General features: G+C 41.8%; 17 protein-coding genes. 5 read left to right on the top strand and 12 right to left on the bottom strand.

All coding sequences use genetic code 11. The features are described 5' to 3' along the window. Positions 1-30 precede the first annotated feature (30 nt). From hflX to cutA, 11 genes are all read right to left on the bottom strand, one after another. The gene (gene hflX, locus OIZ54_RS14085; RefSeq protein ID WP_024031472.1) at positions 31-1,320 is read right to left on the bottom strand and encodes a ribosome rescue GTPase HflX; all 1,290 of its coding nucleotides are present in this window, start codon (positions 1,318-1,320) and stop codon (positions 31-33) included. Positions 1,321-1,335: 15 nt separating this feature from the next. Then, positions 1,336-1,599, bottom strand: a complete 264-nt coding sequence (gene hfq, locus OIZ54_RS14080; protein ID WP_004587665.1) for an RNA chaperone Hfq — start codon at positions 1,597-1,599, stop codon at positions 1,336-1,338. Positions 1,600-1,676: 77 nt separating this feature from the next. Beyond that, complete coding sequence (gene miaA / locus OIZ54_RS14075) at positions 1,677-2,594, bottom strand: tRNA (adenosine(37)-N6)-dimethylallyltransferase MiaA (RefSeq protein WP_029772607.1); 918 nt, start codon at positions 2,592-2,594, stop codon at positions 1,677-1,679. Positions 2,595-2,604: 10 nt separating this feature from the next. After that, a complete protein-coding gene (gene mutL / locus OIZ54_RS14070; protein WP_096042393.1) occupies positions 2,605-4,467 on the bottom strand; it encodes a DNA mismatch repair endonuclease MutL in 1,863 nt (620 codons plus the stop codon). 34 nt (positions 4,468-4,501) lie between these two features. Further along, positions 4,502-5,845: an N-acetylmuramoyl-L-alanine amidase gene (locus tag OIZ54_RS14065; RefSeq protein WP_031289362.1), complete on the bottom strand. Its 1,344-nt coding sequence runs from the start codon at positions 5,843-5,845 to the stop codon at positions 4,502-4,504. Positions 5,846-6,015: 170 nt separating this feature from the next. Then, positions 6,016-6,492, bottom strand: coding sequence for a tRNA (adenosine(37)-N6)-threonylcarbamoyltransferase complex ATPase subunit type 1 TsaE (gene tsaE / locus OIZ54_RS14060; RefSeq protein ID WP_096042394.1), 477 nt, complete (start codon positions 6,490-6,492; stop codon positions 6,016-6,018). 125 nt (positions 6,493-6,617) lie between these two features. Beyond that, positions 6,618-7,958: an acetyl-CoA carboxylase biotin carboxylase subunit gene (gene accC, locus OIZ54_RS14055; protein WP_024031477.1), complete on the bottom strand. Its 1,341-nt coding sequence runs from the start codon at positions 7,956-7,958 to the stop codon at positions 6,618-6,620. Between the two features lie 25 nt (positions 7,959-7,983). Then, positions 7,984-8,445 (bottom strand): acetyl-CoA carboxylase biotin carboxyl carrier protein, encoded by a 462-nt coding sequence (gene accB / locus OIZ54_RS14050; protein WP_096042395.1) that lies wholly within the window; start codon positions 8,443-8,445, stop codon positions 7,984-7,986. A 32-nt stretch (positions 8,446-8,477) separates the two neighbouring features. Further along, on the bottom strand, positions 8,478-8,930 hold the full coding sequence (gene aroQ / locus OIZ54_RS14045) for a type II 3-dehydroquinate dehydratase (RefSeq protein WP_024031479.1): 453 nt from the start codon (positions 8,928-8,930) through the stop codon (positions 8,478-8,480). A 228-nt stretch (positions 8,931-9,158) separates the two neighbouring features. Next, positions 9,159-10,973 carry a protein-disulfide reductase DsbD gene (locus OIZ54_RS14040; protein ID WP_264390638.1) on the bottom strand — a complete coding sequence of 605 codons (1,815 nt, stop codon included), beginning with the start codon at positions 10,971-10,973 and terminating at the stop codon, positions 9,159-9,161. Further along, positions 10,973-11,293, bottom strand: coding sequence for a divalent-cation tolerance protein CutA (gene cutA, locus OIZ54_RS14035; protein WP_004587674.1), 321 nt, complete (start codon positions 11,291-11,293; stop codon positions 10,973-10,975). Before cutA ends, OIZ54_RS14040 begins: the two co-directional genes overlap by 1 nt. 188 nt (positions 11,294-11,481) lie before the next feature. On the opposite strand from cutA, the gene OIZ54_RS14030 reads away from it, so the two are divergent. From OIZ54_RS14030 to OIZ54_RS14010, 5 genes are all read left to right on the top strand, one after another. Next, complete coding sequence (locus tag OIZ54_RS14030; protein WP_004587675.1) at positions 11,482-11,958, top strand: FxsA family protein; 477 nt, start codon at positions 11,482-11,484, stop codon at positions 11,956-11,958. A gap of 109 nt (positions 11,959-12,067) precedes the next feature. Then, positions 12,068-12,355, top strand: coding sequence for a co-chaperone GroES (locus tag OIZ54_RS14025; RefSeq protein WP_004587676.1), 288 nt, complete (start codon positions 12,068-12,070; stop codon positions 12,353-12,355). Between the two features lie 48 nt (positions 12,356-12,403). Continuing rightward, positions 12,404-14,053, top strand: coding sequence for a chaperonin GroEL (gene groL, locus OIZ54_RS14020; protein WP_004587677.1), 1,650 nt, complete (start codon positions 12,404-12,406; stop codon positions 14,051-14,053). Between the two features lie 137 nt (positions 14,054-14,190). Then, complete coding sequence (locus OIZ54_RS14015; RefSeq protein ID WP_084554425.1) at positions 14,191-14,457, top strand: hypothetical protein; 267 nt, start codon at positions 14,191-14,193, stop codon at positions 14,455-14,457. 224 nt (positions 14,458-14,681) lie between these two features. After that, entirely contained in the window at positions 14,682-15,074 is a 393-nt protein-coding gene (locus tag OIZ54_RS14010; RefSeq protein ID WP_004587679.1) for a VOC family protein, read from the top strand. A 4-nt stretch (positions 15,075-15,078) separates the two neighbouring features. Here OIZ54_RS14010 and OIZ54_RS14005 read toward each other — a convergent pair whose 3' ends face one another. Continuing rightward, positions 15,079-16,551, bottom strand: coding sequence for an NAD(P)H-hydrate dehydratase (locus tag OIZ54_RS14005; protein WP_264390637.1), 1,473 nt, complete (start codon positions 16,549-16,551; stop codon positions 15,079-15,081). Between the last annotated feature and the right edge of the window lie 514 nt (positions 16,552-17,065).

Raw genomic sequence — 17,065 nt, 5'->3', positions numbered from 1 at the left:
ATACAAAAACCGACATTTATATGCCAATTTTTAATCGCGATTGATAAAACCCTCAATTTCAGGACCAAACTCTTTAATTAATCGGTTCCATTCAACCATAGGTAAACGTACATCCAACAACCAGTTACCATGTTCATCAAAGCGCTCTTCATGGACTGCACTTAAGCTAAATAAAGACGCTCTTAAGCGGCCATATTGAGGGGCAAGTAATAACGTACCACTAAGCATTTTCTTAGCAAGCAGGTCACTTATTGCTTCGCTAAGTAGCTCACACCCTTCGCCGGTTTGTGCAGATAACCATACTCTTATAGGCTGCCCTTGGTCATCCCGATCAATTCGTGGGCTTACATCGTCAAGCGCATCAATTTTGTTATAAACTAATAATTGCGGTACTTCATCAGCTTCAATCTCTTTTAAAACCGACTGTACTTCCTCTATGTTTTCGCGTCTGCGCGGGTCTGCCACATCAATTACATGTAATTGTAGGTCGGCTTCACGCGTTTCTGTTAATGTTGCTTTAAAGGCTGCCACTAAGTCATGTGGTAAGTGGCGAATAAATCCCACTGTATCGGCCAAAATAACCGAACCAACATCACCTATATCAAGTTTACGTAGTGTTGGATCAAGCGTGGCAAAAAGCTGATCCGCTGCGTATACATCTGAGTCTGTTATACGGTTAAACAGGGTTGATTTACCCGCATTGGTATACCCTACAAGCGACACGGTAGGAATTTCGTTACGCGTACGCGCACGTCTACCCTGCTCACGTTGTACAGCCACTTTGGCTAATCGGGCACGAATATTTTTAATGCGCGCGCGCAATAAACGTCTATCGGTTTCAAGCTGTGTTTCGCCTGGGCCTCGTAAACCTATTCCCCCTTTTTGGCGCTCAAGGTGAGTCCACCCTCGGATTAATCGAGTAGACATATGCCTAAGCTGGGCAAGCTCTACTTGTAGCTTACCTTCGTGGGTACGGGCTCTTTGGGCAAAAATATCAAGAATAAGTGTTGTTCTATCAAGTACACGACATTGGCAAACGCGCTCTAAATTACGTTCTTGAGACGGACTTAATTGATGATTAAAGATGACAACATCTGCATTGTGGATTTTGACAATCTCAGCTATTTCTTCTGCTTTACCGGTACCGACGAATAGTTTCGGATGTGGTGCTTGGCGGCTGCCTTGCACAACCGCCAAACTACTAACACCAGCAGAAGATACCAACAACTCTAATTCATGAAGATCTTCACGATCGCCATCTTTAGGTAAGTCGATATGAACTAAGACTGCCTGTTCGCCGGATTCATAGCGGTCAAACAAGCATTACGCTCCTAATTAAATATTTCCTGGTTCTTGCTCTTCAGTGTCATCGCTCCCTTGAACACCTTGGAAGTTGACTGCACGAGCAGGTACAACTGTTGAAATTGCGTGTTTATACACCATTTGGTTTACAGTGTTTTCAAGTAAAATAACAAATTGGTCAAATGACTGAATTTTACCTTGTAATTTTATGCCATTTACCAAAAAGATTGATACTGGAATGCGCTCACGACGTAGTGCATTCAAAAATGGGTCTTGTAACGATTGGCCTTTTGCCATGTTATTGTTCCTTCGTTCTAGGTGTTATTATAATTTAAGTAGCTGAACTTATTTAATTAAATAATTCGCAACTACTACTAGCTTAGCGAACTTACTACGCGATGCAAGTTTTCTTCATCGTCTGTTGTTAACCAAGTAACATCAGGCCAACTCCGTAACCACGTTAGCTGACGTTTTGCCAGTTGACGCGTTGCAGCAATGCCGCGAAAAACCATCTCATCATGGTCTACTTCACCCGCAAGATAATCCCACATTTGTCTATAACCTACACAACGAATAGAAGGCATATTGGGGTGTAAATCCTTACGTAGATATAGGGTCGAAACTTCTTTTTCAAACCCCTGTTCTATCATTATTTTAAACCTTTTTTCAATTCGCTGATGTAATTCACTGCGATCATCAGGCGCAATCGCAAATTGATGAAAAGTATAAGGTAACGTTGGCTGCTTTTGCTTTTGCAATTCAGTCATTGTTTTACCACTAATACGGTAAACTTCCAAAGCTCGATTTATTCTTTGTGAATCATTTTCACTTATTTTGTCGGCCGCTTGCGGATCTACTTTAGCCAGCTCTTGATGTAAATGTGGCCAGCCAAATTGTTTTGCTTGCGCTTCAAGCTCAGCCCTAACTACTGGGCAGGCTTCAGGCAGTGGCGATAATCCATCAATTAAAGATTTAAAGTACATCATGGTGCCACCCACTAATATTGGTACTTTACCTTGTTGATGGAATTCATCAATTTTTTTTATCGCATCACGTCTAAAATCGGCGACCGAATAGGTTTCGCTCGGATCGAGTAAATCAATTAAATGATGCGGAGCACGAGCAAGCTCTTCTGCATCGGGCTTTGCCGTACCTATGTCCATACCTTTATACACTAACGCTGAATCAACGCTGATTATTTCTGTATTTAAGTGCTCACACAGTGAAATTGCCAACGCTGTTTTACCAGCTGCGGTTGGGCCCATTAAAAATATGACCGGTAAATTGCTCAACACGGGTACCTTAATTTAATTGCGTTAAATAGTGTTCTAGGTCTATTTTAACTGCTTTTTCTTTTAAACGTTCAATTGTTTGCGGATTATTTTGTAAGCTAATTTGTAATTCAATAAATACATTACTTTCATAAAAGCGTTCTGGTACACAACTAAGCTGCCATGTAAGCCACGCTTGTAACTCGTTGAGCTGTGTTTTACATGCGCTAAGCAAGTTTTCAACCGCAGCTGATACTTCAAGTAAATATAAACACGTGGGTAGCTTTTTAACCATCACAAACTGTTTTTCAATAACTAGCTCAAAGCCTAATAAAGTAAACCACGATTGCTGCTGAGCTATTAGTTCGCAGTCAGCTTTTTCAAGGTTAACCCTTACTGGTAGTAGCAAGGCTTTACCCTCTAAATTACCCAACTCTTTTATTTGTGCATGCCAGTAATCAACAAGTGCATGCTTATAGTGTGAACAAAATAACTGCTGCTGCTGAGTAAATACACACACGCCTTTATTTACATTTAATACCTGCACACTTTTTAATGCGTGTGCAGCGCTTTCATCAGTAACGGGCTGCGTTGATACACTATGCTCAAAATGAGCGGCTTGTTGCTCACTCACCCCTTGATAAAATGCATTTACATCGTGATGATTTGCACCATGTTTTTGAGACGGTGAAGCATACCCCGTAGCGCCACCACCTGACCCTGCGCGATTAGAGGAGGCACGACTAGTAAAACCACCGTTTTGTGAATCTATTGGCTGCAACTGTGACTTAGGGTAATCATACCCCTGCTGAACTGGCTGGTTATTAGCCGCATGACTTGGCTGCTCAATAAACGCCGAGGATTGGTAATCGTCTGTGGGCGCTTGATTAGTTGCAAATTCGCCTTGTAGAGGCACAACTACTTGCTTAATTGCCTGTAATATAAAGTCGTGCACTAACCGGCCTTGATGAAAACGCACCTCGTGCTTAGCAGGATGAACATTTACATCCACTTGCCTTGGGTCAATATCAATATAAATAACAAACCCTGGGAGTTCTTGCGCTCCACTTACCTCTTCAAACGCCTGACGTATAGCATGTAAAATTAGCTTATCGCGCATCATGCGATTATTTACATATGTATATTGCGTGGTATTAGCTGATCCCACTGGCAATACCCAACCATGTAGCTGTAAACCACTTTCACCAGATTGAATATGCAATCCTTGCTCAGCAAAGGCTTTACCTGCAACTTGCGCAACCCGAGTAATCGCTTGATTTGGTTCGGTTTTAGCACGGTACTGCCTAACCACCTTTTGGTTATGCGTCAGTGTAATCGACACATCAAAACGACTCAGTGCAATACGCTTTATAAGCTCATCAATGTGGCTAAATTCGGTTTTTTCGGTGCGTAAAAACTTGCGCCTTGCTGGGGTGTTAAAAAATAAATCTTTAACTTCTATCGTTGTGCCATCTGGGTGGGCTACCGGCTTTACTTGCACGTCCATATCGCGCCCCTGTGCAAACGCTTGCCACGCGGCATCTTGTGCTTTGGGCTTTGAGCTAAGCGTTAAACGCGATACCGAACTAATAGATGCAAGCGCTTCCCCTCTAAAGCCTAAGGAGCAAATGTTTTCTAAATCATCGAGTGATTTAAGTTTACTTGTTGCATGGCGAGAAAGCGCTAAAGTGAGCTCATTTTTGCCAATACCTGAGCCATTATCACGAATACGAATAAGCTTGTGACCACCCCGCTCTATGTCTATTTGCACACGCGTAGCGCCCGCATCTAAGCTATTTTCTACCAGTTCTTTAACCACTGAAGCCGGGCGTTCAACCACTTCACCTGCCGCTATTTGGTTAGCTAATCGTGCAGGTAATATTTCAATACTCATGAGGCCCCTAATACGTGTACAGGTTTAATAAACATCAACTCTGCGGTATGTCCAGCTCTTGACCTATAAACAAGGTGTTTGAGCGTAGTTGATTAACTTGCTTTAATTTGGCTACCGATACGCCATACCGACTCGCTAATAGACTTAGCGATTCACCTGGGCGAACTTTATGCTTAGTTGGGTACTGCGATTTAAGCTTTGCAAATAACGAATCATCAGGTGGGTTTTTTAAGTAATAATTTTTTATAGACGTAAACATCGCTTTAGCTAAGCGTTCCTGATGATTAGCGCTTTTTAACATGCGCTCTTCACGGGGGTTTGAAATAAAACCTGTCTCAACCAAAATGGAAGGAATATCTGGCGACTTTAATACGGCAAGACTTGCATGTTGTGGATCTTTTTTATGTAATTTAGCGACCTTTTTTAGCTCTTTTACTACTTCTTCAGCCACACTAAGCCCTGTTTTCATTGAATGGTCCATAGACATATCGAGTAGCGCTTGCGCGAGGTACTTTTCGTTAGCAGCATCTTTAATTACATCAGCTGCACCACCTAAAAGCTCTGAGTGTTTTTCTTTATCTTCTATCCATTTACCAATCTCAGAATTAGCGCGACCAAGCGATAACACCCACACCGAAGCACCATTTGGCCCAGGGCTGGTAAATGCATCAGCATGAATTGACACTAAAAAGTCGGCTTTTTTCTGGCGTGCTCGGTTGGTACGGGTATTAAGCTTAACAAAGTAGTCGCCACTTCTTACCATGCGCGAAATCATGCCACGTTCGCCGTCAATCATACGCTCTAAACGTTTAGCTATTTGTAGAGTAATGGTTTTTTCATACGTACCAGAGGGGCCAATAGAACCTGGGTCTTCTCCGCCATGGCCCGCATCAATTGCAATAACAATGTCTCGCTCTTGGCTTAATTGGCGCTTTTTAGCTGCTTTTTGGGCAGGTGTAGTGCTTACTGCGGGTTCACTTTTATTATATAAATCCACAACCAGCCTGTTTTTGTACGGGCCAGTAGGTGCCAGCGCAAAAATAACCGGCTTAATAGGCGCGGTTAGCTCAAATACAAAACGTACACTTTGTTTATTTTTAGGCTTTGAATAGCGCAGCTTGCTAACAATTTTGTGTTTAGAAGGAATACTCGGTAATACTTTTAACCCTTTGGTGTTTTCAAGGTCGACCACTAAGCGACTCGGGTTTTTAAGCATAAAATAGCTGAAATCGGGCTTATCATCTAAATCAAATACCACCCGCGTGCTATCTGGCGAGGGCCATACTCGTACACTATTTATGGTATTTTTTGCCCACAACGGTAAGCTCACAGCGAAAACTATGAAACAAATAAAAAGTTTAACTACACCTCGATTCATTATAACTACCATTGCCTTAACTATTTATTATTATGAGAGCGGGCGCCTTAACCCGCTATTAGCTTATTAACCTAAACGTTGGATAGTAAATCTACCTTAAGCCGCTATTTTGTACGCCAACTAAAAAGGTAACTTTGATGCTTTTATATTTCAATGTGTTAGTAAGTATATTAACTCGGGTTTGGGTTAGTTAGTTTTTCGACAATTGCTATTCCGCGCTCGCTGGCACTATTAATAACAATTTTGCGTTCATCGCCAACGTAACTTAAGGTAATGTCTAAATCGGGAACTGGTATAAACTCTCCCCCTTTTTCTGGCCACTCAACAATACAAATAGCCTGCTCAGAAAAGTAATCTCTTATACCCATGTACTCAAGCTCTTCAGGATCGCCTAACCGGTATAGGTCAAAATGATATACATTAGCACGTGTCAGTTCGTATGGCTCTACCAACGTATAGGTTGGGCTTTTTACCTTACCAGTGTGGCCAAAGCCTTGCACTACACCACGCGTAAATGTTGTTTTACCTGCGCCTAAATCACCGTGTAAATAAATTACTGCACCTTGCTCTATAATAGCAGCCACTTTGTTACCCATTGCTACTGTGGCTATTTCATCATTTAGGTGAGCTTCAAAACTACGCGTCATTGTTACCTCAAAAATTTACTAAAAGCGCATCTTTGCTAATCATACCAGAATATTTCTTGAAGGCGATAAATTGGCGTTTTAGGCATAAAAAAACCGGCCTAAGCCGGTTTTAATTAACTGGGGCTTTATAGCCCTAGTTTTTTCTCAAGGTAGTGGATATTTGTACCACCACTTTGGAAGTTTTCGTCTGCAAGAATTTTCTTATGTAATGGCGTGTTTGTTTTAATGCCATCAATAACTAATTCGTTCAACGCATTACGAGCACGGGCAATAGCCACATCACGGTTTTCACCGTAAGTAATAAGCTTACCAATCATCGAATCGTAATGTGGGGGTACTGTATAGTCAGCATAAATATGGCTATCCCAACGAATACCTAAACCACCTGCAGGGTGGAAACGGGTAATTTTACCCGGCGACGGGATAAACGTTTCTGGGTCTTCTGCGTTAATACGACATTCAATTGCATGGCCGCGGATAACCACGTCATCTTGCGTGAAAGATAGCGGTTGCCCAGCAGCAATTTTTAGCTGCTCTTTAATTAAATCAACACCGCTTACCATTTCAGTCACTGGGTGCTCAACTTGAATACGGGTGTTCATTTCGATGAAGTAAAATTCGCCGTTTTCGTATAAAAACTCAAACGTACCCGCACCACGGTAACCAATTTCGATACATGCACGTGTACAGCGCTCACCAATAAATTTACGCACTTCTGCCGTTATACCTGGAGCAGGCGCTTCTTCAACTACTTTTTGGTGACGACGTTGCATAGAACAGTCACGCTCACCTAAATGAACAGCATTACCTTGTCCATCAGCAAGTACCTGAATTTCAATATGGCGAGGGTTTTCAAGGAATTTTTCCATGTAAACCATGCTATTACCAAAAAACTGTTTCGCTTCTTGTTGAGTAAGTGCGATTGAATCAATTAATTCAGCTTCGCTACGTACTACACGCATACCACGGCCACCACCGCCACCAGCGGCTTTAATAATTACCGGGTAACCAATGCGCTTTGCAATTTGCATGTTGCGTTCTTTGTCATCCGATACTGGTCCGTCAGAACCTGGTACACATGGTACACCGGCTTTGCGCATTGCATTGATTGCCGATACTTTATCGCCCATAAGACGAATAGTGTCGCCTTTTGGACCAATAAATACAAAGCCGCTTTGCTCAACTTGGTCAGCAAAATCTGCATTTTCTGAAAGAAAACCATACCCTGGGTGAATCGCTACAGCGTCTGTTACTTCAGCAGCCGCAATAATGCGCGGAATATCTAAGTAACTTTCAGTGGCTGGAGGTCTACCGATACAAATGGTTTCATCTGCAAGTAATACGTGCTTAAGATCGCGATCCGCCGTTGAATGCACAGCAACCGTTTTGATCCCAAGCTCTTTGCAGGCGCGCAATACGCGAAGTGCTATTTCACCTCGGTTTGCAATGACTACTTTATCTAACATAAGAGTTGGCCTTTAGGTTACTAAATTATTCAATGATGAATAGAGGTTGATCAAATTCTACTGGTTCGCCATTTTCAACTAAAATAGCTGTAACTGTACCCGCTTTATCTGACTCAATTTGGTTCATCATTTTCATTGCTTCAACGATACATAAAGTATCACCTACTTTTACTTGAGAACCTACTTCTACGTATGCTGGCGCTTCTGGAGAAGCTGCTGAGTAAAATGAACCAACCATAGGTGATTTAACTTGATGGCCTGCAGGCGCTGCTGGTGTAGCATCGGCTTCAACGGCTGGCGCAGCTTGTGCTGGTGCCGCAGGCGCTGGAGCAGCCAATTGCTGTGGTGCGTACTGAGCGTAAGCAGGACCTGCGCTCATGTTGTTACGGTTAATACGTACTGATTCTTCACCTTCAGTGATTTCTAGCTCAGCAATACCTGATTCTTCTACTAATTCGATTAGCTTTTTGATCTTGCGAATATCCATGAACGACCCGCCTATAAGTTTGTTAGTTTAAATTAATTCGAGTTTTGCAACCGGCTCACGGCAGCGTTCAATGCTGCGTGGTAACCCATTGCACCTAATCCACATACCACACCTTGCGCCACATCAGAAAAATACGAATGGTGACGAAATGCTTCACGTGCATGCACATTACTTAAGTGCACCTCAAAAAAAGGAATATCAACGCTTAACAATGCATCACGTAAAGCGACGCTAGTATGCGTAAATGCAGCAGGATTAATAATTATGTAATCAACTGCCTGCCAAGCATCGTGTATTCTTTCAATAAGGGCTTGCTCACTATTACTTTGAAAATGCGTAAGCTGAACATCTAGACCCTCTGCGGCAGTCGTTAGTTCGCTCATAATTTCACCAAGAGTGTGCAAACCGTACTTTTCTGGCTCACGCTTTCCTAGCATGTTTAAATTTGGACCATTTATAACTAAAAGTTTAAATTTTGCAGCCATAATACGCGATATATCCTCTAAGTAATGAGTTAAGCCGTTGCGAGCTAATTTTGTACACTAAAGTAAGTATAAAAAACAAAAATTGCAACAAATTCTCACGTTAGCCAACTATTATAGTCAGTTCGATGTAAATAGCAGCAAAATACTGGTCTAATCTCTGGAGGTGTAATAAATATGACGTAATTGGAGGCAAGCCACTTGGTAAGCCCAAGCGGCTAAATTGCACTATTATTGTGCGCTGGCGCGCACTGCAGCTAGGTGGGTGGCAAAATCATCAGCGTTTAAAAATCCTGTAACGCGCTCTGAACTTAGCTCTTGCCCTTGTGTGTTAAAAAACAAAATACTGGGTAAACCAAACACAGTGAACTCTTCCATTAGCTCAATGGTGGTGTCATCACTTTGCGTTAAATCGATTTGAATTAACTGATAGTGGCTAAACTCGCTCTGTACTTTGGCATCTGGAAATGTGTAATGTTCAAACTCTTTACATGCCACACACCAATCGGCGTATAAATCAACCATCACCAGTTTGCCTTGCTGATTAGCTTCAGCAACAGCGTTTTTTAGCTCGGTTAAATTAGCCACTTGTTTAAACTCATTACTTTGCTGACTAACCTGCTCAACCTGTTGCTGCGGCCAAATAACGTTTTTAGCTAATGTAAAACCAGTAACTACTAAAAATGTAGCACTAAACCAAAGCACTGTTTTAAGCGTGCTTTGTGGCTGAGCACTCTGCCAATAGTGTAAATAAACAGCCGTTGCCAGTGCTAAAATACCCGCCATAAGTAAAATAATGTCGGCGCTAATTATGCGCTCCAATAAAATAAGTGGCACAACAAGCATAATAAAACCAAATAACGTTTTAACTTGCTCCATCCAACCGCCAGCTTTAGGAAGCAATTTGCCACCAGACGTACCGAGTAATAAAAGCGGTAGGCCCATTCCTAAACTTAATACATACAGGGTTAAACCACCGACAAGGTAGTCACCACTTTGCGCTACAAATAATAGCGCAGCAGATAACGGAGCTGTGGTACAAGGTGATGCAATTAACCCTGACAACACCCCCATTAAAAACACACCTAGGTAATTGCCGCCTTTTTGGTTATTACTGACTTGCGTTAGCTTGCTCATCATGGCGCTGGGTAACTTAATTTCGTACCAGCCAAACATCGACATTGCCAGCAATACAAACAGTAAACTAAAACTAATAAGTACATAAGGGTGTTGTAAATACCCCTGCACTTGCCCGCCTAAGGCCGCCACTACTAACCCTAATGCAGCATAAGTAAGCGCCATACCTTGTATATATACAAACGACAACGCAAACGCTTTTTTAGTAGATAGATTTTGCTGCCCTGCAATTAAACTCGATAAAATAGGAAACATAGGGAACACACACGGTGTAAACGCAAGCCCCACCCCAACAGCAAAAAATATGAGTAAATTGGTTACTAAACTTTGACTTGCTAATCGCTCTGTAAAACTTAAATCTTGAGTGGTTGTATTACTTTGGCTACGCGTTGAGTCTACAGAAGGAGTCAATGCGTTTAATGTATCAGCGGCATTAGCAGATGAGTTTTTACCTTGCGCTTGCTCTGAGGCAATAATGCTTAAAGGAATACTAATAACCTCAGGCGGATAACACAGCCCTGCTTTGGCACAGCCCTGATAGCGCACCTTTACAACAGCACCCTCTGTAACACTACTGAGCTTACTTATAACACTCACACTATTGAAAAAAACTTCGGTTTTGCCAAAAAACTCGTCTTCAATTATTTCGCCAGTACCGGCATCGCCGACCTTTATGTTGGCGCCTTTAGCGATAATTTCTATTTTCTTTTTATAAAGGTAATAATCAGGGGCTATATCCCACCCCACAAATAAAGTGCTACCTTGCTGATCAAAATCAAATACAAACGCTTGGTCTACGGGTAAAAAGGTTTGCTGTGGCGGGGCAAGTAAATCACCTAGCACATTATTGGTGTTTGCCTTTGCAGGAAGCGCCAGCAAGCTAACCAATAATAAAAAGAAAAACCGCATTAATTTAATACCTCATCCATCCAATGAAAATAAGCCAAATTACCAGTGGCCACATCAACCACTTGAATTTCGGGTACTTCGTAACTGTGTAAACTTTTGATGGTTTCAAAAACATCATTCATTTTTTCTGATTTTGTTTTAATCAGTAGCTTTGCTTCTATCTCTTGGGCAACATCGCCTTCCCACATATAAACTGAGGTCATATTTGGTAAAATATTTACACACGCCGCTAATTTTTGCGCTACAAGTGCTTTTGCTAAAGTGCGTGCTTCAGCCTCATCTTTGCACGTGGTAAATATCATTTTAAATTGCGTAGTCATAATTAACCTTTACTAATTTATAGGGAACTAATGCAATAGTATCTGATAGCTAGTGTAATGTGTAGGCGATGAATAATTGTAGATATTAAGCAATTATTAATCACTTTAAGCTCAACCTTGAAAATAGACCCTTTCACCCTCACTTATATTTCATCCACTCTTTTGAGTGCCATAATTTAGAGAGCCCTATGTTTAGATTTTTATTTGTGTTGTTTATTATCATTCCTATCATCGAAATTGCGCTACTAATACAGGTTAGCGATGTAATTGGTGGGTTTGCGACTATAGCCCTAGTGATTGTTACGGCTATTTTGGGCGCCAGAATGGTTAAACAACAAGGTATGGGTGCATTACAAAATGCACAAAGCCAAATGGCCCAAGGACAAATGCCAGCTAAAGAATTATTTACCGGTATTTGCGTGATCATTGCGGGTGTTTTATTGCTAACCCCAGGCATTATGACCGATGTATTCGGCCTACTATTATTAACCCCCTCAATACGCAATAAACTTGCTGCAGGCCTTGCTAGTCAGGCAACGGTACGCATGAGCACAGGTGCACAGCAAGGCTCTTCAGCCTTTACACAACACCCACACTCGCAGCAAGAACAACAGCATGTAAATAAACCAACTACCATTGATGGCGAGTATGAGAGAAAAGATTAAAAATTTATCGATTTTTCTCTTGGAATTTTACACTCTACCCCCATTAATGAATGCAAATTAGAAAAGCTTTTTTCTGTACTGTTCAGAAACTGTTAGGAGAACTAAAAAAATGAACATTCGTCCTTTACAAGATCGCGTAATCGTTAAGCGTCTAGAAGAAGAAACCAAGTCTGCTGGCGGTATTGTATTAACTGGCTCTGCAGCTGAAAAATCAACTCGCGGAGAAGTTATTGCTGTTGGCAATGGTCGCGTTCTAGATAACGGTGACGTTAGAGCTTTAGAAGTAAAAGCCGGTGACACTGTGTTATTTGGCTCATATGTTGAAAAAACTGAAAAGATCGAAGGTCAAGAGTACCTGATCATGCGTGAAGACAACATTTTAGGCATTGTAGGCTAACCCTACTTTTCGTTTAACAAACATTTAAGAATTTAGAGGAAATTAAAGATGGCAGCAAAAGAAGTACTTTTTGCAGGTGACGCACGCGCTAAAATGCTAACAGGCGTAAATATCCTAGCAAACGCAGTAAAAGTGACCTTAGGTCCTAAAGGCCGTAACGTAGTACTAGATAAATCATTTGGCTCTCCAGTGATCACCAAAGATGGTGTATCTGTAGCAAAAGAAATCGAACTTGAAGACAAGTTTGAAAACATGGGTGCACAAATGGTGAAAGAAGTTGCATCTAAAGCAAATGATGCAGCGGGTGACGGTACTACTACCGCAACTGTACTTGCGCAATCTATTGTAAACGAAGGTCTTAAAGCGGTTGCTGCGGGTATGAACCCAATGGATCTTAAGCGCGGTATTGATAAAGCAATTATCGCTGCAGTAGAAGAGCTTAAAGCGCTATCTGTACCATGTGCTGATACTAAAGCTATTGCACAAGTAGGTACTATTTCAGCTAACTCTGATAAAGAAATTGGCGACATCATTGCACAAGCAATGGAAAAAGTAGGCCGTAACACAGGTGTTATTACTGTAGAAGAAGGTCAATCACTAGAGAACGAACTAGATGTTGTAGAAGGCATGCAGTTTGACCGTGGTTACCTATCTCCGTACTTTATCAATAACGCTGAAAAAGGCGCTGTTGAGCTAGACAACCCGTTCATTCTACTTGTAGATAAAAAAGTATCTAACATTCGTGAGCTACTACCTACATTAGAAGCCGTTGCTAAAGCAAGCAAGCCACTATTAATCATTGCTGAAGACCTAGAAGGCGAAGCACTTGCAACGCTTGTAGTTAACAACATGCGCGGTATTGTTAAAGTATCAGCAGTTAAAGCCCCTGGTTTTGGCGACCGTCGTAAAGCAATGCTACAAGATATCGCCGTATTAACTGGCGGTACTGTTATCTCTGAAGAAATTGGTTTAGAGCTTGAAAAAGCAACTATCGAAGACCTAGGTACTGCTAAGCGTGTAGTAATCACTAAAGATGATACAACTATCATTGATGGTGCGGGTGAAGAAGATGGCATTAACGGCCGTGTTGCTCAAATTAAAGCACAGATTGAAGAAGCAACGTCTGACTACGATAAAGAAAAACTACAAGAGCGTATGGCTAAACTTGCCGGCGGTGTTGCAGTAATTAAAGTAGGCGCAGCGACTGAAATTGAAATGAAAGAGAAAAAAGACCGTGTTGAAGATGCATTACATGCAACTCGTGCAGCGGTTGAAGAAGGCGTAGTACCTGGTGGTGGTGTTGCTCTTGTACGTGCTGCTAGCAAGCTAGTTGAGCTACTTGGCGACAACGAAGACCAAAACCATGGTATTAAAGTTGCACTTCGTGCAATGGAAGCACCACTTCGTCAAATCGTAACAAATGCAGGCGACGAAGCGTCGGTAGTAATAAACGCTGTTAAAGGTGGCGAAGGTAACTACGGTTACAACGCAGCCTCTGGCGAATACAACGACATGCTTGAAATGGGTATCCTAGATCCAACTAAAGTAACGCGCTCTGCACTACAATTTGCAGGTTCGATTGCGGGTCTAATGATCACTACCGAAGCAATGGTTGCTGAAATCCCTAAAGAAGAAGCTGCTGGTGCCCCTGATATGGGTGGCATGGGCGGAATGGGTGGTATGGGCGGCATGATGTGATCATCCTCCTTTAAGCACCTTGCTTATATAAAAACCCAGCTTCGGCTGGGTTTTTGCTTTTTAATACAAGCCTATTGTTATTGCTTAATTTATCTCCACATCTATACCATGAGTTATTGGATTAAAGGTAAAAGGATTTGCTTAATAATAATGAATTAATCACCTTCTTTATTTTGGTATCACTTATAACAGGGTTAGTGGTATTTATTGCTTGGATTATGCTTAAGCTTGTTATATGGGGTAAGAGCATGTCTAAAGGAGCGTATTTATTTTTAGCATTTTTTCCACTAATTTCACTTATGCCTATTCCACCCCCTACTTATGAAAATGTTCAAAAGGCCAAGCAAGAGCAGCGTAAACGAAAAGAAGACTCAGGTGACGACCCTACTAATGAAGATGAGTAAGCCAGTTTAGCTACGTAAATTAAAACACTCTTTAAGGACGCTTTAAGCATGCTATAGGGTTTAAAATAGAGTGAACCCTTTTACTACTAACCCTATATGCGAAGCCAATGTATAACGTACAACCCCCCTTAAAATAAGCTTTAATAAACATTTACCTATACTATTCAACCCTGTATTGATATGTGAAAATACACCGACATAAAACAACTTAAGGTTTTTAAGTTATGCCAAAGCAGCATATAGGTAGTATTGCTCTTGTTGTAAAAGACTATGACGAAGCAATCGCATTTTATACAAAAAAATTAAGCTTTGAATTAGTGGAAGATACGGATTTAGGTGATGGAAAACGCTGGGTGTTAATAACTCCACCCAACTCAAACGGCACACATATATTACTTGCACAAGCCACAGAGCCTGAGCAGTTTAACGCTGTTGGCAATCAAGCAGGTGGCCGTGTATGGCTATTTTTAAACACTGACAACTTTTGGCGCGACTACGAAAGCATGCTAGAAAATGGCGTAGTATTTCATGAGCAGCCTCGCAATGAGCCTTACGGTACGGTGGCCGTATTTGAAGATCTCTATGGTAACAAATGGGATCTTATTCAACAGAGCTAAATACTTAATTGATTAACGACCTGACTATTTGAAATAAATCCGAGGGTAGCATGCCGCGCTGCCCTTGCTCTTCAGCCGCAACTTCACCAGCTCGAGCATGAAGAGTTACCCCGTATCGCGCTGCTTCATCGATACTAAGCCCTTGAGCAAGCAATGCACCAATAATACCTGTAAGTACGTCGCCACTCCCTCCCACGGCAAGTGCTGCGTTACCATTTTCACACACCCAAGTACTTTTACCGTTATCAATTAAAGACCCAGCGCCTTTTAATATGCAAGTAGCATTATACCGTTTTGCGCATAGTCGCACGTTTTCAAACCTATTTGACTCTATTTCAGAAGTGTTTTTGCTAATGAGCCGAGCCGCCTCACCAGGATGCGGAGTTAGGACACATTGAGCCAACGTATAAGCACTTGCATTTTCAGCTAATAAATTAAGTGCATCAGCATCAAGTACAAGCGGCGTATTGTGCTCTTGGCAATAGTGCATTACTGTGCAAAACGTTTTTTTAGCCCATTCATCCTGCCCAAGTCCAGGACCAAGTACAACACAACTTGCCCACTCTAAAGCCTGTTCAAGGTTTTCACTCATGACCATTAATTCTGCCCTACCTATGCTTATTGGCATAATAGAGCTTTGATGCGTATAAACCTTCACCATCCCCGCACCTGCTCGTAGCGCAGCTTCACTACTGAGCCTAATTGCTCCCGCAGTACCTTGGTTGCCACCTACGCATAATAACTTGCCATGATTGCCCTTATGGCTATTTAAAGCCCGAGAGCCCAAACGTTTAAAGCTGTCTATATTTATTAAATGAGCAGAAGGTGAAGCGAGTTGACTAAAAGTATCTTCAATTGCTAATTCATCGAGAATCAACTCACCGGCATGCTGTTTACCTGTCCCTGTAGAAAGGCCTTGTTTAATCGCAATAAAAGTAAGTGTTTTTGTTGCCTGAATAGCTGCGCCTAATACTTCACCTGTATTTGCATCAATCCCTGAGGGAACATCGATACTTAAAACAGGCTTTTCGCTTTGGTTGATGGCAGTAATAATCTCACAATAATTTTCGCGAACAGGTGAATTAAGCCCAGTACCTAGTAACCCATCAATCACACAATCACAGCAATTTAAATCACTCTTTGCAAACTCGTTAACTATGCCACCATTATCAAGCCATAGCTGCTTCGCTTTAGCAGCGTCACCACTGAGTGTTTTAACAGGATCTATAGCGCAAACTTTAACCTCTGCACCAGAGTCCTTAATTAAACACGCGGCTATGTAAGCATCACCCGCATTATTGCCATTACCTACAATAATCAAAGTAAGCTTAGCGTTAAAAGACTGCCACTGCTTGTATACTGCCTCTCCCGCTCGCTGCATTAAAGTAAATAAATCTATTCCACATTGCTTAGCCGCCTCTCCCTCATAGGAGCGAACCTGATCTTTTGTGTAAATATGCCTTTGTTTATTTAACATAGAAACTCGCCATAAATAAGTGTGTAGATGCTCTATAACTATAGCTTGGGATAAAAGAGCACTTTTCAATAGCGGGTTTAGCATGCTAAACAGCTATTAAAGCTGAAATTGAAGCCTTTAATACAAAGAGTGTGAGTTCTGTGGTGGGCTTTTGCCGCGGGTTTCGTGATACTCAACCCACGCTACGGAGGTGGTGGAGATTGTGAGAATAATATCTGGAATGTATTTTTACTTTTCTGCAGACGTAAAAAAGCCCAGCTCTTTCGAGTCGGGCTTTCTTGTATTTGGAGCCTAGCGATGTCGTAATGCCCACAGCGGTAGAGAGTCACATAGCAAATGTACATTATCATTGTCTCGGGGCGGCCTTTCGTAGGGCTCGCCTTCGAGCTGTTTCGTTTCACTACTGAGTTCGGCTATTTATTAAAACCCAGACAGCAAAAAACCCGTTACATCGCTGCAACGGGTTTCTCTTATTTGGAGCCTGGCAATGTCCTACTTTCACATAGCAAATGCT

Origin of the sequence: Pseudoalteromonas sp. A3, assembly GCF_025942345.1 — a bacterium.
Classification (GTDB): domain Bacteria; phylum Pseudomonadota; class Gammaproteobacteria; order Enterobacterales; family Alteromonadaceae; genus Pseudoalteromonas; species Pseudoalteromonas atlantica.
The sequence above is the reverse complement of the archived record's forward strand: the minus strand, read 5'-3'. Positions and strand labels throughout refer to the sequence as shown.